Source organism: Mycobacterium sp. URHB0021 (assembly GCF_054057895.1).
The window spans coordinates 5033896-5048706 of the sequence record NZ_JBSRZT010000002.1 but is presented as its reverse complement, the minus strand read 5'-3'; the positions used below and the strand labels follow the sequence as shown (position 1 = coordinate 5048706).

General features: G+C 66.7%; 14 protein-coding genes and 1 pseudogene. 8 read left to right on the top strand and 7 right to left on the bottom strand.

Features of this window, described 5'->3' with window-relative positions; genetic code table 11:
- From ACVWWN_RS27205 to ACVWWN_RS27195, 3 genes are all read right to left on the bottom strand, one after another.
- The gene (locus ACVWWN_RS27205) at positions 1–1212 is read right to left on the bottom strand and encodes an acyl-CoA dehydrogenase family protein (protein ID WP_457146624.1); all 1212 of its coding nucleotides are present in this window, start codon (positions 1210–1212) and stop codon (positions 1–3) included.
- Positions 1213–1566: 354 nt separating this feature from the next.
- Positions 1567–1836: an FAD-dependent monooxygenase gene (locus ACVWWN_RS27200; RefSeq protein WP_457146623.1), complete on the bottom strand. Its 270-nt coding sequence runs from the start codon at positions 1834–1836 to the stop codon at positions 1567–1569.
- Complete coding sequence (locus ACVWWN_RS27195; RefSeq protein WP_457149300.1) at positions 1773–2435, bottom strand: FAD-dependent monooxygenase; 663 nt, start codon at positions 2433–2435, stop codon at positions 1773–1775. The genes ACVWWN_RS27200 and ACVWWN_RS27195 overlap by 64 nt, the downstream gene beginning before the upstream one ends.
- A gap of 56 nt (positions 2436–2491) precedes the next feature.
- Between ACVWWN_RS27195 and ACVWWN_RS27190 the strand changes: the two are divergent.
- Both ACVWWN_RS27190 and ACVWWN_RS27185 read left to right on the top strand, forming a co-directional pair.
- Positions 2492–3075, top strand: a pseudogene (locus ACVWWN_RS27190) (TetR/AcrR family transcriptional regulator).
- Positions 3076–3140: 65 nt separating this feature from the next.
- A complete protein-coding gene (locus ACVWWN_RS27185; protein ID WP_457146622.1) occupies positions 3141–3899 on the top strand; it encodes a YebC/PmpR family DNA-binding transcriptional regulator in 759 nt (252 codons plus the stop codon).
- Between the two features lie 17 nt (positions 3900–3916).
- Here the strand turns inward: ACVWWN_RS27185 and ACVWWN_RS27180 are convergent, their stop codons facing one another.
- Together ACVWWN_RS27180 and ACVWWN_RS27175 are read right to left on the bottom strand one after the other, a co-directional pair.
- The gene (locus ACVWWN_RS27180; RefSeq protein WP_457146621.1) at positions 3917–4363 is read right to left on the bottom strand and encodes an ester cyclase; all 447 of its coding nucleotides are present in this window, start codon (positions 4361–4363) and stop codon (positions 3917–3919) included.
- Positions 4364–4614: 251 nt separating this feature from the next.
- The gene (locus tag ACVWWN_RS27175; RefSeq protein ID WP_457146620.1) at positions 4615–5451 is read right to left on the bottom strand and encodes an alpha/beta fold hydrolase; all 837 of its coding nucleotides are present in this window, start codon (positions 5449–5451) and stop codon (positions 4615–4617) included.
- 69 nt (positions 5452–5520) lie between these two features.
- Between ACVWWN_RS27175 and ACVWWN_RS27170 the strand changes: the two genes are divergently transcribed.
- The gene (locus ACVWWN_RS27170; protein WP_457146619.1) at positions 5521–6141 is read left to right on the top strand and encodes a TetR/AcrR family transcriptional regulator; all 621 of its coding nucleotides are present in this window, start codon (positions 5521–5523) and stop codon (positions 6139–6141) included.
- Here the strand turns inward: ACVWWN_RS27170 and ACVWWN_RS27165 are convergent.
- Positions 6102–7328, bottom strand: a complete 1227-nt coding sequence (locus tag ACVWWN_RS27165; RefSeq protein ID WP_457146618.1) for a mechanosensitive ion channel family protein — start codon at positions 7326–7328, stop codon at positions 6102–6104. The genes ACVWWN_RS27170 and ACVWWN_RS27165 overlap by 40 nt on opposite strands.
- A gap of 159 nt (positions 7329–7487) precedes the next feature.
- On the opposite strand from ACVWWN_RS27165, the gene ruvC reads away from it, so the two are divergent.
- From ruvC to ACVWWN_RS27140, 5 genes are read left to right on the top strand one after another with little or no spacing between them, the layout of a single operon-like run.
- Positions 7488–8051, top strand: a complete 564-nt coding sequence (ruvC, locus tag ACVWWN_RS27160) for a crossover junction endodeoxyribonuclease RuvC (protein ID WP_457146617.1) — start codon at positions 7488–7490, stop codon at positions 8049–8051.
- Positions 8048–8638, top strand: coding sequence for a Holliday junction branch migration protein RuvA (ruvA, locus tag ACVWWN_RS27155; protein ID WP_457146616.1), 591 nt, complete (start codon positions 8048–8050; stop codon positions 8636–8638). Before ruvC ends, ruvA begins: the two co-directional genes overlap by 4 nt.
- The gene (ruvB, locus tag ACVWWN_RS27150) at positions 8635–9702 is read left to right on the top strand and encodes a Holliday junction branch migration DNA helicase RuvB (protein ID WP_457146615.1); all 1068 of its coding nucleotides are present in this window, start codon (positions 8635–8637) and stop codon (positions 9700–9702) included. The genes ruvA and ruvB overlap by 4 nt, the downstream gene beginning before the upstream one ends.
- 16 nt (positions 9703–9718) lie before the next feature.
- A complete protein-coding gene (locus tag ACVWWN_RS27145; RefSeq protein ID WP_457146614.1) occupies positions 9719–10105 on the top strand; it encodes a DUF1304 domain-containing protein in 387 nt (128 codons plus the stop codon).
- A 10-nt stretch (positions 10106–10115) separates the two neighbouring features.
- Positions 10116–11036 carry an alpha/beta fold hydrolase gene (locus ACVWWN_RS27140; RefSeq protein ID WP_457146613.1) on the top strand — a complete coding sequence of 307 codons (921 nt, stop codon included), beginning with the start codon at positions 10116–10118 and terminating at the stop codon, positions 11034–11036.
- On the opposite strand, the gene car is transcribed toward ACVWWN_RS27140, so the two are convergent.
- Positions 11033–14542 carry a carboxylic acid reductase gene (gene car / locus ACVWWN_RS27135; RefSeq protein WP_457146612.1) on the bottom strand — a complete coding sequence of 1170 codons (3510 nt, stop codon included), beginning with the start codon at positions 14540–14542 and terminating at the stop codon, positions 11033–11035. The two genes, ACVWWN_RS27140 and car, sit on opposite strands and share 4 nt — an antisense overlap.
- Positions 14543–14811 lie beyond the last annotated feature (269 nt).

Below are 14811 nucleotides of genomic sequence, written 5' to 3'. Positions count from 1 at the left end.
CTAGCGGATCGGGAGGCCGGTGACCGCCCGGCCGATGACCAGGCGTTGAATCTCGCTGGTGCCCTCGAAGATGGTGAAGATCTTGGCATCTCGATGCATCCGCTCGACCGGATAGTCGCGGGTGTACCCGTTGCCGCCGAGAATCTGGATCGCCTCGTCGGTGACGTAGACGGCCGTCTCACTGGCCACCAGTTTGGCCATCGACCCCTCGGCGTTTTCGAAGGGCTTACCGTTGCGAGCCATCCAGCCCGCGCGCCAGACCAGCAGGCGGGCCGCATCGACGCGTGCCTTCATATCGGCCAGTTTGAAGGCGATGGCCTGGAATTCACCGATCTTGCGGCCGAACTGTTCACGCTGGCGCGCATAGTCGAGGGCGTACTCGTAGGCCGCGCGGGCGACTCCGACGGCCATCGCGCCGACGGTCGGGCGGGTGCGCTCGAAGGTCGCCATCGCGGCCTGCCCGGCCGCCTTCTTGCCCTCGCGGACCCGCGCGATGCGCTCGTCGAACTTGTCCTTGCCGCCGACGATCAGGCGGCCGGGGAGCCGGACGTCTTCCAGCACCACCTCGGCGGTGTGGGAGGCCCGGATGCCGTGCTTGAGGAACTTCTGGCCCTGTTTGAAGCCCGGTGTGTTCGGCGGGATGATGAAGGTCGCCTGCCCCCGGGTGCCGAGTTCGGGATGCACGGAGGCCACCACGATGTGCACCTCGGCGATGCCGCCGTTGGTCGCCCACGTCTTGGTGCCGTTGAGCACCCATTCGTCGGACGCCTCGTCATAGCGCGCCCGGGTGAGGATCGCGCCGACGTCCGACCCGGCGCCGGGCTCCGACGAGCAGAAGGACGCCACCTTCGGATCATCGACCGTGCCGAACATCTGCGGCAGCCACTCACCGAGCTGTTCGGGGGTGCCGTTGGCGGCCAAGGAGGCCGCGGCCAGCCCGGTGCCCAGGATGGACAGTGCGATTCCGGCGTCGCCCCAGAACAGTTCCTCGAAGACGACGAGCATTCCGAGGCCGGAGGGCTCGGCGGCCTGTTCGGCGAACAGCTCCATCGAGTAGAGGCCGACCTTGGCCGCCTCCTGGATGATCGGCCACGGCGTTTCTTCGCGTTCGTCCCACTCCGCTGCGGCCGGCCGGACGACGTCGGCGGCGAATTCGTGGACCCAGTCCCGAACGTGAACGACGTCGGGCGGTAGCTCGAGTGAGTAAGACATGTAGTCGCGGTCCTTTCGGGGGCACGATCCGCGCTGTGGACTGAACAGCCACCTACCTTACTCCTGAGTAAGTTCTACAGCAAAAGCGTTGTGGCCGACCTAACAGCGCCTAGGCCGACCGGCACCGCAGCCAGTCGATGTTCATCGGAATGATGTCGGGCGCTCGTCGAACCTGGCCTGCGCGTCGATTTCATACGTGTACACGGCCTTACCTGGCGATCGCGGCGAAGTAGTCGCCACTGCACGCTGGTCGTCGAGCGCGACGCCGCACCGATATAGCCGTCGGGCCGCACCAGCACGCGACCGCCGTCCCGCAGGCCGAAACGCTTGGCCGCCAACCCGTCTGGTCGGCGCTCACCTGGTCGTAGCCACCGACCGGCGTGTCGTCGGCGGCGATGAGCACCTGACCCTGTCCGGCGGGCCCGCGGCCGGGGCCGGTATCTCCGCCGCGATGGTCAGGATGGTGTGCGGGGCATTGGCGGCGCCGCACTGGCCGCCCTCGCCCTGAACGGCAGCGGCCAGCTTCCAGGCGAGGTTGAACGCGTCCTGCATGGCGGTGTTCATGCCTTGCCCGCCCGCGGCATCGCCGGCGAGGAACACTCGGCCATATCGGTAGGCGGGCACCTGGCCGTGGTGGATTTCGAAGCAGGTGAGCCAGCGGCTGCTCGTGATGGTGACGCCGCCGACCCGCTCGTCGAGATTTTCTGGAGGGCGTCCTGGGTGGGATGGAGGTTGAGCGCCGCGCCACGCTCGTCGTGGATCTCCGCCATCAGGCGGGCCCGCCCGTCCCGCATCGGCATCATGATCACCGGGCCCTCGGGCGCGAAGACCGTGTACATCGACTCGGCATCCATGTCGCTGTCGGCGTCGCAGTCGCAGTCGCCCAGGATGAACCGCTCACCCTTGAACAGGGTCAGCTGGACACCGTCGGCTTCCTGTGTCAGTTCGACGAGCTCGACACCCCGGTCGACGGTCACGCCGAGCCCCGAAAGCCGCTCGTCGAGCACCCGTTCGGTCTCGGTCTGGGAAGTCAACAGCGAGAACGGGAGCGCGCTGTCGACGCCGCCGAACTCAACGTGAAAGAGCTCGCTGCCGTTGCTGAGCATCCTCATCGCGGTGGACTTCACGCCGGTGGCGACCACGTGAATCGCGATAGCCCGGGATTCGGTGGTCGGCTCGGGCAGCTTGTCGATGACCCGGATTCGGATGCCGCGGCGGGTCAGCTCGCAGGCGGCGACCAGGCCGACCGGTCCCGCGCCGACGACGACGTCCGGGTTCGATCGCCCCAGGTCCGCGCGACGAACGCGGCGTGCTGGCCGCGAAGATCCTTTCGGCGGCCAGGACCGCTTTCGCCGAAACCGGCTGGGCGGGGCACGACGATTCGCGCGGTGGCCCGGGAGGCCGACGTCGACCCCGCGCTGGTCTATCACTACTTCGGATCGAAGGAGGGGTTGCTCGACGCGGCGACGAACCCTCCACGGCGATGGCTCGAGAACGTGGCGAAAACTTCGACCACGCCAGCGCGCTGTTGCGGCTGAGGCTGGGCGCTTGGGCAGACGACGAGATCGGTCCGGTGTTGCGCGCTGTGGTGCAAACCGCCGCGCACGAGTCGAGCACCCGCGAGAAGCTGCGGATGGTCGTGCAGAGCAGCCTGATGGGGTGTCCCAACTCGGCGTCGACGAGCGCGATCGCGCGGTGCGCAGTGGGCTGCTCTCGTCGCAGATCATGGGCCTGGCGATGATGCGCTACGTCTGCAAGATCGACCCGGTGGCGTTGATGACAGACGATGAGGTCGTCGCGGCCATCGCGCCGAATCTCCAGCGCTACATCGAGGGCGACATCGGAGTGACGCAGATTCGGTAAGGCATAAAGCTCCACGTAGACTCGTTGATCGAACTCTGAAGTGTTCTGAAAGAGGTAGTACCTGCATGAGCGGCCATTCCAAGTGGGCCACCACCAAGCACAAGAAGGCGATCATCGATGCTCGTCGCGGCAAGAACTTCGCGAAGCTGATCAAGAACGTCGAGGTGGCCGCGCGCGTCGGCGGTGGCGACCCGGGTGGGAACCCGACGCTGTACGACGCCATTCAGAAGGCCAAGAAGAACTCGGTGCCCAACGACAACATCGAGCGGGCCCGCAAGCGTGGCGCCGGTGAGGAAGCCGGCGGCGCCGACTGGCAGACCATCACCTACGAGGGGTACGGACCCAACGGTGTCGCGGTGCTGATCGAATGCCTGACCGACAACCGCAACCGGGCGGCCGGCGAGGTGCGTGTCGCCATGACCCGCAACGGCGGCAACATGGCCGACCCCGGCTCGGTGTCCTATCTGTTCTCCCGCAAGGGAGTGGTCACACTGGAGAAGAACGGCCTGACCGAGGACGACGTGTTGACCGCGGTGCTCGAGGCCGGTGCCGAAGACGTCAACGATCTCGACGACAGCTTCGAGATCATCTGTGAGCCAACGGATCTGATTGCGGTTCGGACAGCGCTCCAGGATGCCGGTATCGACTACGAGTCTGCCGAGGCCAGCTTCCAACCGTCGGTGACGGTGCCCGTCGACCTCGACGGCGCCCGCAAGGTGCTCAAGCTCGTCGACGCGCTCGAGGACAGCGACGACGTCCAGGACGTTTACACCAACCTCGACATCCCCGACGACGTCGCCGCCGAACTCGACAAAGAGGACTAGCCTCACCGGCGCTGGGGTCAGGCCGGCTTGATCAGATCCAGCTGCTGCAGGACGGTCACTCCGTCGTCCAGCCCGATCTCCTCGACGATCAGGCCGTCAACGACCTTCAGAACCGACGTTCCGGTGAATCGCATCGTCTTGCCGCTGCCGGCCGGCAAGGCACCGATCGGCATGTCGTCGAACGCTTCACCGGTCTGAGTGCCACCGCCGATCCACTGGCCCACCACGTAGTCGCCTTCGGCGATCAGATCAGCGGTAGCGTCGAACGCCAAGTCCGGGAACGCCGCGCGGAACTTGGCGGCGAAGGCCCGTACCTCGTCGCGGCCACGGCATGGGGTGTGCAGCGAATACTCGAAGCGGATGTCCGGTGCGGCCAGTTCGGCGATGACATCGGGGTTGAAGTTCTCCCCCCAGAATTCGGTGAACCACCGTCCGACAACCGCCTTGTTCTCCTCGATTGTCATTGAATGTTCCTTTCTACGTTGACAACTGAAGCACTGTCGGGTGGACGCGCTCACAACGTAGACGTGGACCGATGTTCAAATGTGAGGCCGCCGGCGGAAAGCCCCACTGCGCCCCAATTGACGACGAAGGGCTAGTACCTCAGCACCACCCGGTAACTGCGTCATGCGAACGGCCAGCCATCCTCGGCTCGCACTGTCCGCCCGCGCCGGTCCGTTGGCCGTCGTTGGTGCAGCAGCCCAGGCGCACGCCATCAGGCGGCCATGAGGAAGTCGCCGATCGCGCGGGCGGTCCGTGCCGGCTGGTCGATCATGGTCAGCACGTAGGCGTCCTCGACCTGTTGCAGCCGCCCATTGGGCAGCAGCGCCGCGAGTCGCTCGCCGTGGTCGGCGGGCATCACCGGGTTGCGGCTCCACAACACCAGGGCCGGCCCGTCGAAATCCGCGAGACGGTTGGTGGCCCGGATCAGGTCGGGCCGGTCGAATCGGGTGCGGCAGTATTTGACGAGGTCGGCCCGGATCAGCCGGTCGGTGAGCCCGGCGGCGAGCCATTCATCGACAATGTGTTGTGGGACAGGGTTTTTCGCCATCTGGCCGAATATGAACCATTGCCGGCGCAGCCAGCCGATCTTGAGTTGGCGCATGGCCAGCGAGACCGTCAGCGTGTTCCGGCTTGCCAGCCACGCGACCTTGCCGGGAAATCCCGGCGGAAAGTTGTCGAACGCCTCCGACGGGCAGAGCACCATCCGTGCGACGCGTTTGTCGCGGCCGGTGTCGGTGAGGAACAGCGGACCGCCCCAGTCGCTGACGACGAGGGTCACGTCGGTCAGGTGCAGCGCGTCGAGGAAGTCGGCGACGATGCCCACCATCCCGGGCATTGTGAGGTCGGCGTCTTTGCGCATCGGCATGCGGTGCCCGCCCAGTGGCAGCACGGGAAGTAGGTAGCGGAAGCCCGGTGGCAGCAGCGGTAGTGCCAGGTTCCATTGCGCGTCGTTCATCAGCAGGCCGTGTAGCAGCACGACCGGAGAACCGTTCGGGTCGCCCTCCTCTCGGTATTCGATGGTTCCGGCCGTGACGTCGGCGTGCTTCATGGCTGGCCTTCCAGCGATTAGAACGTATATTCTAGAATTTGTGTTCTAGTCTGTCAGGAGGAGGCGACGATGGCAAGGTCCACCCGTGAATCGATCCTGACCGCAGCCGCAGAATTGATGCGGCGCAAGGGCTACGGCGCGGTCGGTATGAAGGACATCGCCGAGGCGTCCGGCGCGCCGATCGGGTCGCTGTACCACCACTTTCGCGGCGGCAAGGTGCAGATCGTGGGCGAGGCGTTGATCAACGCGGGGCTCGCGTACGGGTTGCTGATTCCGTCGATCGTCGACGAGTACAGCGATCTGGGCATGGCCATCGAGGGGGTTTTCGCCCAAGCCGCCGAGGATATGGCGGCCACCGGTTTCGCCAACATGTGCCCGGTCGCCGGCGTCGCGGCCGAGATCGCCGACACGGTCGAGGAATTACGCGTCGCCGCCGCCGGGGTGTTCACCGCCTGGCTCGACGGCGGCACCGCCTACTTCCAGGCCCGCGGGCTGGACGGCATGCTGGCCCGCGATCTGACGATCACCCTGATCGGTGCGCTAGAGGGTGCTTTCGTGCTCGCGCGGACGGTACGCAACACCGAGCCGCTGCTGGCGGCCGGTCGTGTGCTGGCGCCGCAATACCGCGGAGTCACGCTGACCGAACACGCTCAGCGGGTGCCGTTCGACCTGACGAAGTCGTCCTCGTAGTCGACGGTGTCGTCGAACGCCCGGGCACGCTCGTCGGCCTCGGGACTACCGGAGAACAGGCTGGATCCCACGCGCAGCGTCTCGCCGTCGCCGTCGCGGCGGGCAACCGGCTCGGGGGCCGGCCCGGTGGGCTCGATGCGTTGTGTCGGCACCACGCCGCCGGTGCGCTGCACCCAGTCGACCATCCCTTCACGCACCGCGCACCGCAGGTCGAACAATGCGCCGGCGTTGGGGGCGCTGACGACGATCCGAACCCGCACCACGCCGCCGACGGCGTCGGTCACCTGCAGCACCCCGCGGCGGCCGTCCCACTGCTCACTGGCGGCCAGCAGCCGGTCCAGTTCGGCGCGCATGTCGTGGAACGGCACGGAGAAGTCGACGTCGAACTCGACCGCACCCATGATCTCGGTGGCGCTGCGTGTCCAGTTCTCGAACGGGGTTGTGGTGAAGTAGGTGCAGGGCAGCACCAGCCGCCGCTCATCCCAGAGCCGGACGACCACATAGGTCAGGGTGATCTCCTCGATGCGGCCCCACCAGCGGCCTTCCTCGAGTTCGACCACGTCGCCGACGCGGATCGCGCCGGAGAAGGCGATCTGCATGCCGGCGAACACCGCGCCCAGCGACGTCTGCGCGGCGAGGCCGGCGACCACCGACAACACCCCGGCCGAGGCGAACAATGTGGTGCCGATGTTGGAGAACGACGGGAACGTCATCAGGATCGCGGCCACGCCGAGCACCACCACAACCGCGACCGCGAGCCGGCGCAGCACCGTGACCTGCGTACGGATCCGTCTCCATACGCGGTCGGCGTCGGTGATGTCGTCGTCTCCGCCGCCGTAGCGGGCAATGGTGCGCCGCTCGGCGACCAGCACCAGGCTGGTGGCCAGGCAGGTGAGCGTGGCGATCACCACGATCAGCAGGCAGTGATCCACCCAGCCGCGCCAGGCATCGGCCGCATCGGAGGTTCGCTGCACCGCAATCGACGCGGCAAAGGCCATCAACACGGCGCGCACCGGCACACGGGTCAGCACGGCGACGTCGCAGATCACGGCGCTGCGGCGCCCGATGCGCCTCAGCACCCGGGTGAGCACCACCCCCAGCAGATATGCGGCCACCACGGCGCCGGCGACCCAGGCCAGGGTGACGGCGAGATTGGTTGCGGACTGCAGTTCATTCGCGTCGGGCATCGTGTGAGTTCAGCTCCCACGGATCGGGGACGGGGTCGGTTGCGACGTTAGCGGGGGCCGGCCGCGCCGTCACATCGACCTCGCGTCAGGCGTGTCCCTGCCCCGGGGTGTCCCGCCCGGCCACTAAGCTCTCGAACAGATGTTCACAGGAGGGCTGGCGTGCGGGTGATGGGAGTCGACCCCGGGTTGACGCGCTGCGGGTTGTCCGTGATCGAGAACGGACGCGGCCGGCAGGTGACGGCGCTGGACGTCGACGTGGTCCGCACCCCCGCCGACGATCCGCTGTCGAGACGGCTGCTGACCATCAGCGACACCGTCGAACACTGGATGGACACCCACCTGCCCGACGTCATCGCGATCGAGCGGGTGTTCTCCAATCAGAATGCATCGACCGCGATGGGCACCGCGCAGGCCGGCGGCGTCATCGCATTGGCGGCGGCGAAGCGCAACATCGACGTTTATTTCCACACCCCGAGCGAGGTCAAGGCCGCCGTCACCGGCAACGGCCGCGCCGACAAGGCGCAGGTGACTGCGATGGTGACCAGAATCCTTGCGCTGCAGACGAAGCCGACACCTGCCGACGCTGCCGACGCGCTGGCGCTGGCGATCTGCCACTGCTGGCGGGCGCCCATGATCGCACGGATGGCGCAGGCGGAGGCCATGGCCGCCGAACAGCGCCGCAAGTATCAATCCAAACTGGCGAAACTGAAGGCGGCACGATGATCGCATCCGTTCGCGGCGAGGTCCTCGACATCGCACTCGACCACGTAGTCATCGAGGCGGCCGGCGTCGGCTACAAGGTGATGGCGACGCCGTCGACGCTGGCGACTCTGCGGCGCGGCAGCGAGGCCAGGTTGATCACCGCGATGATCGTGCGCGAGGATTCGATGACCCTGTACGGGTTCGCCGACTCCGACGCCCGCAATCTGTTTTCGACGCTGCTCGCGGTCTCCGGCATCGGACCGAGCATCGCGCTCGGCGCGCTGGCCATCTACGACGGCCCGACCTTGCGGCAGAAGATCGCCGACGGCGACGTCACCGGACTGACCAGGATTCCCAAGGTCGGGAAGAAGACCGCCGAACTACTCGTGCTGACGCTGCGCGACAAGATGGGGCCGATCGCCTCGGCGGCGGGCGCCATGGCCCTCAGTGGCCACGCGGTGCGCGGCCCCGTCGTGGAAGCCCTTGTCGGACTTGGCTTTGCGGCCAAACTCGCCGAGGAGGCCACCGACAAGGTGCTGGCCAACGAACCGGAGGCCACCCAATCCACCGCGCTGCGGGCCGCGTTGTTGATGCTGGGCAACAAATGAGCCGCTTCGACGACGACGAACCCGAAGACACCTCCGACCGGGAGGTCTCCGCCGCGCTGACCGTCGGCGAAGGTGACATCGACGCCAGCCTGCGGCCGCGGACGCTGCGCGAGTTCATCGGCCAGGCGCGGGTTCGCGAACAGTTGCAACTCGTCCTCGAGGGTGCCAAAAATCGCGGCGGCACACCGGATCACATCCTGCTGTCCGGCCCGCCCGGACTGGGCAAGACCTCGTTGGCGATGATCATCGCGGCCGAACTCGGTTCCTCGCTGCGGGTCACCTCGGGTCCTGCGCTGGAACGCGCGGGCGATCTCGCCGCGATGCTGTCCAACCTGGTCGAGCACGACGTGTTGTTCATCGACGAGATTCACCGCATCGCCAGGCCGGCCGAGGAGATGCTTTATCTGGCGATGGAGGACTTCCGCGTCGACATCATCGTCGGGAAAGGCCCTGGCGCTACCTCGATTCCGCTCGAGGTCGCGCCGTTCACCCTGGTCGGCGCGACCACCAGGTCCGGGGCCCTCACCGGCCCGCTGCGGGACCGGTTCGGCTTCACCGCCCACATGGACTTCTACGAACCCGCCGAGCTCGAGCGGGTGCTCGCGCGGTCTGCGGGAATCCTCGGGATCGAGCTGGGCGCTGAGGCGGGCGCCGAGATCGCCCGGCGTTCGCGTGGCACCCCACGCATCGCCAACCGGTTGCTGCGCCGCGTCCGCGACTACGCCGAGGTGCGAGCCGACGGAGTGATCACCCGCGATATCGCCAAGTACGCGTTGGAGGTCTACGACGTCGACGAACTCGGACTGGACCGGCTCGACAGGGCCGTGTTGTCGGCGCTCACCCGCAGTTTCGGCGGCGGCCCGGTCGGGGTGTCCACCCTGGCCGTCGCCGTTGGAGAGGAAGCGACCACGGTCGAGGAGGTGTGCGAGCCTTTCCTCGTTCGTGCCGGAATGATCGCCCGCACCCCGCGTGGCCGTGTCGCCACCGCGCAGGCATGGACGCATCTCGGCATGAGCCCGCCCGCAGGCGTCGGCGGACTGGGACAGCCGGGCCTCTTCGGCTAGCGAAGGGAACACCGTAATGCTCATCGCGGGCTCGGTACTCGCGGTTCTTGCTGCGCTGCTGCACGTGTACATCTTCGTGATGGAGTCGCTCACCTGGACCTCGCCACGGACTCGTGCGACGTTCGGCACCACGGAGCAGGAGGCACAGACCACCAAGTTGCTGGCCTTCAACCAGGGGTTCTACAACCTGTTCCTCGCCATCGTGACGGCCAGCGGAGCGGTCTTCATCGCCACCGGTTGCACAGCAGTCGGTGTCGCGTTGGTGCTCGCCGGTGTGGGATCGATGTTCGCCGCGGCTGTCGTGCTGCTCGCCTCGTCGCCGGACAAGGCGCGCTCCACCGTCATCCAGGGACTGTTCCCGCTCATCGCGATCGTTCTCGTCGTGGTGGGCGTGGCGATGTAGCGTCGCCGGCGTGTGGTGGCGACGGCTCGGCGTCCTGCTCGCGGCCCTTGTCGTGTCGGTCGCTTCCGGCTGCGCCGGTGATTCGGCGGGTGCGGCCGAAATGCGGTCGGGTCTGGTCGACATCGGCAACGGCCGCACGTTGTTCCTGGACTGTCAGGGGCATGGTTCGCCGATCGTCTTCATCATTCCCGGGCTCGGCAGCTATGCCGAAGCGTGGAATGTGGTTGTGCCGCCGGACGATCCGATCCGGTCATCGCCGTACGACATCATCGGCGAGGCCAGGCTGACGCCGAGTCCCGATGCGGTACAGCCGACCGTGGCCAGGACGACACGGGTGTGTTCATACGACCGGCCCGGCACGCGGTTCGATGGCGCCGACCGATCCACCGCAGTGGCGCAACCGCACACCATTGCGCAGGACGTCGACGACATCGTGATGTTGTTGTGTACGGCCCAGCTGGCCGGCCCGTTCGTCGTCGCCGCACATTCCTACGGCGGCCTGATCGCCGACCTTCTCGCGCGTACCCGCCCGGATCTGATGGCGGGCCTAGTGTTCGTGGACCCGACCTCGGAATACCTGCCGAGTCTGGGCAGTCCGGCGCAGAACGCAGCATTCGATCGGGCGCTGGAGGATGGTGGCAGTGACGGCGCGGAGGGGGTGAAGGTCGGTCAGGCATTCGCCACCGTCGAGAGCGCGCCGCCGCTGCCGCAGGTCCCCGCCATCGTGCTGAGCTCGGACAAATTCGCGCCCCAGGTTCTGACGCCCGCGAACTACACACTGGCCCTGATCCATCAGGCCAACGACAGGTTGGCCGCCGCACTGGGCACGACCAACGTCATCGCCACGGGCAGCGGGCACAACATGATGCTGTACCAGCCGAAGTTCGTCGCCGACAACATCATCGACGTCGTCGAACGGGTCCGATCCTAGAGCAGGCCGAGCAGCTGCAGATCGGTGATGTATTTGACGATCACCTCCCGCGTCACGTGCGGAATGTCCTTGTCCGGGCCGATCTTGGCGTCCTGCACCGCCGCCCGGAATCGGTCGGTCGAGGCGATCGATCCGCAAACCGGCGTATCCGGGTGCTGGTAGTTGTGCAGCAGCGGCAGCAGCGAGGCCTGGCGTTGCCGCTCGGGCAGTGCGCGCATGGTGGTCTCGAACCGGGCCAACCATGCGCCGTAGTCACCGATACGCGTCACCGGGTAGCCGGCGTCGATCAGCCAGTCGACGTAGGTATCCATGCCGATGCCGTCGTCGTAAGGGTTCATCACGTGATAGGTCTCGAACCCGTCCACGACCCGCTCGCCGAGCGTCGAGATCGCCTCGGCGATGAATTCGACCGGAAGGCCGTCATAGTGGGCCCGCGGGCGGTTGCCATCGGCATCGAGCTGGTAGAACGACTCGGGTGCGACACCAGTGGCCACCAGGCTGAGCATCATCCGGGTGAACATGTCCGGCAGGTTGAGCTGGCCGGCGTAGGTGGTGTCGGCCAGGATCATGTCGCAGCGGAACACCGATGCCGGCAGCCCGCAGAGATCGTGTGCTTCCCGCAGGAGCACCTCGCCTGCCCACTTGCTGTTCGAGTAGCCGTTGGCGTAGCTGTCGTCGACCTTGCGCGTGGCGCTGATCTGGCGGATGTCGGCGTCTTCGGTGAATTTGGACAATTCGATTCCGGCGCCCACGCCGATCGTCGACACGTAGACGAACGGCTTGCGCTTCGTGGTGAGCGCGATGCGGATCAGCTCTGCGGTACCGAGTGCGTTGGGGCCGAACAGCTGGCTGTAGGGCAGCACGTGGTTGACCAGCGCGGCGGGATCGACGATCAGATCGACCGTGTCGGCCAGCCGCTGCCAAGTCTGTTGATCCAGGCCCAGATTGGCCTCGCCCTTGTCGCCGGCGATGACCTCGAGATGATCGGCGGCCAGCCGGCGGTAATGGGTCAGCAGCTTCGGATCGCCGCTGTCGAAGGTCTTGTCCAGGCGGCCACGCGCCTCCTCGTCGGACTTGGCCCGCACCAGGCAGATCACCTTGCCGTCGACCAGGTCCATCCGCTCGAGCCATTCCAGCGCCAGGTACCGGCCGAGGAAACCGGTCGAGCCGGTGAGTAAGACGGTGCGGACCTCGCGGCTCGGACCGGGCAGCGATGTCGCCGCGTTCAGGGTCTGCTCGTCGAGGAACTTGTCCAGTGTGAGGTCGCGGGCGTGGGCCTCCGTAGCGTCGCGTCCGTGCACCGAGGCGAACGTCGGCCGCTTCGTGCCCGGTTGCCTCTCGGCCTCGATGTATGCTGCGATCGAGGCAAGATCGCTGGCCGGGCTGACGATCACCCCGACGGGCACATCGATACCGAAGATGTCGTGCAGCAGGTTGGCAAATGTCAACGCCGACAACGAATCCCCACCCAGATCGGTGAAGTGGGCGTCGGCCTGCAGATCACTTGCCGCCGCACCGAGCAGCGCGCCGGCCGCGCGGCTGAGCGTCTCGAGGACGGGGCGGTCGGCGCCATCCTGGCGCAGGAGCCGTAGCTCGCCTTCCTGACCTTCGGCCAGTTGGATGTAGAGCTGCTCGAGCTGATCGCCGTAGCGCTCCTTGAGCTTCGGGCGCGCCAGCTTGCGAATGCCGGTGAGCAGACCGTTCTCGAGTGTGAACGGCGTGGTCTCGATGATGATGTCGCGCGGGATCTCGTAGGACTGCAATCCTGCAGCCTTGGCGACGTCCTGAAGTGATTGGCTGACAGCCGCTTTCACGTCGTCACGGGTCAGCGCTTCTGCGGCCGGAACCACCACGGCCAGCAGATACGACCGGGCGCTGTTGCCGTAGACGTAGATCTGCCGCACCAGCGGGCTGTCTCCGAAGACCGCTTCGAGCTTGGAGACGGTGACGAACTCGCCCTGCGACAGCTTGAGGACGTTGTTGCGCCGGTCGAGATAGACCAGCTGGTCGGGTCCGGTTTCGGCGACGATGTCGCCGGTGCGGTAGTAGCCGTCCTCGTCGAACATCTCGGCGGTGACTTCCGGGCGCTTGTAGTAGCCGGGGAACAGGGTGTCGGACTTGACCAGGAGTTCACCCCTGGGGTGCGGCCGGTCGGTGTGGAAGTAGCCGAGTTCGGGCACGTCGGCGAGCTTGTAATCGGTCACCGGTGGCCGACTCACGCGACCGTCGACGAACACCGCGCCGGCTTCGGTCGATCCGTAGCCGTCGATCAGGTGGATGTCGAGCAGGTCTTCCACCCATGCCTTCATCTCCGCGGAGATCGGCGCCGACCCGGTCATCGCCATGACATACCGTCCGCCGAGCAGCTTTTCTCGCTGTTCGGCCAGAACCTCGGCTTCTGTAGCGGCGCGATCCCCTGCACCGGACGCGCGACGGTCCACCTCGCTCTGCACGTGGTTGTAGATCATGTCCCAGATGCGCGGCACGAAGCTCATCTGAGTAGGGCGCACCAGCGCGAGATCGTCCAGGAACGTCGAAAGATCGCTCTTGGCGGCAAAATACGCGGTTCCGCCGGCGCCGAGCGTGCCGTAGAGCAGACCGCGACCCATCATGTGGCTCATCGGAAGGAAGCTCAGCGTGATCGACGGTTCGACGTGGTCGTCACCCCATCGTGCGGCCGCGGACCGGCGCCACGCGTTGGCGACCAGACGCTCCGGGTACATCGCGCCCTTCGGCGTCCCGGTGCTGCCGGAGGTGTACACCAGCAATGTCAACGAATCGGGGCCGGGGGAGATGAACCACTCGCGAGCGGGCAGCTGCTGCCCCCGCTCGATCACGTCGACGAGGGTGTCCACCTCGACGGTGCTGCCGGCTTCGTACAAGCGTGTCTTCGCCGCGGCCAGCGCATCGCGCTGGTCATCGACCTGCGGTCGGTAGTCGAACACGACCAGCCGCGATGCGTTGTGCGCGTCCAGCACCAGATCGACCGCGTCGGAGAGGTAGTCGACGCTCGAGGCGATCAGGGTCGGCTCGGTCTCGGCGACGATCGGCCGAAGCTGGGTGAGGGGCGCGCTGGTCTGCAGCGGCACCGACACCGCGCCGACGGCAATCAGGGAAACGTCGACGATGGTGTAGTCGACGCTGGTGAACCCGAGCAGGGCCACGCGGTCACCGGGCTGCACCGGATCGCCGGCCAGCGCGTTCGACACCGCGGTGACGCGCTCGGAGACCTGGCGATAGGTGATCGTGTCGAAGTGGGGCAGCAGTTGCACCGTGGTGCGCCCGGTCGCCGCATCCGTGATCGGTTGGACGGCACGCTGGCCCAGTGCGGGACGGTCGGAATAACCGTCGAACACGGTCTGCACGAGCCGAGGCAGGCGCAGCCCAGGCTGTGCCGTCTGAGCGGAAACTTCCTCGCTGGGCCGGGCGTCTGCGAACTGCTGGTCGGTGGCGTACAGGTCGGCGATGCGGCGGACGAGCCGCGCTTCGCGAGTATCAGTCGACATCAAAAGTCCTCAGAACAAATCGGGAGAAGAGGGGCGCGACGGTGCGCCTATGTCTCGTAACGTTAGCAAAACTAACTTTAATCCCGGAAGCAGCCGGACTGTCAGTGTGCTGTGCGTGTCAGCGACTGCAGGTCACGCGACCAAGTGTCGGGTCGTCGTCCGGGCGCCCGCCGTGTCCCACGGCGTGATACCGGCCACACCGACGCTCGCCGGCCCATTCAGTGCCTCCATCGGTTATCCCGGTACGAGTTTGGGTATTCGCCTCGACG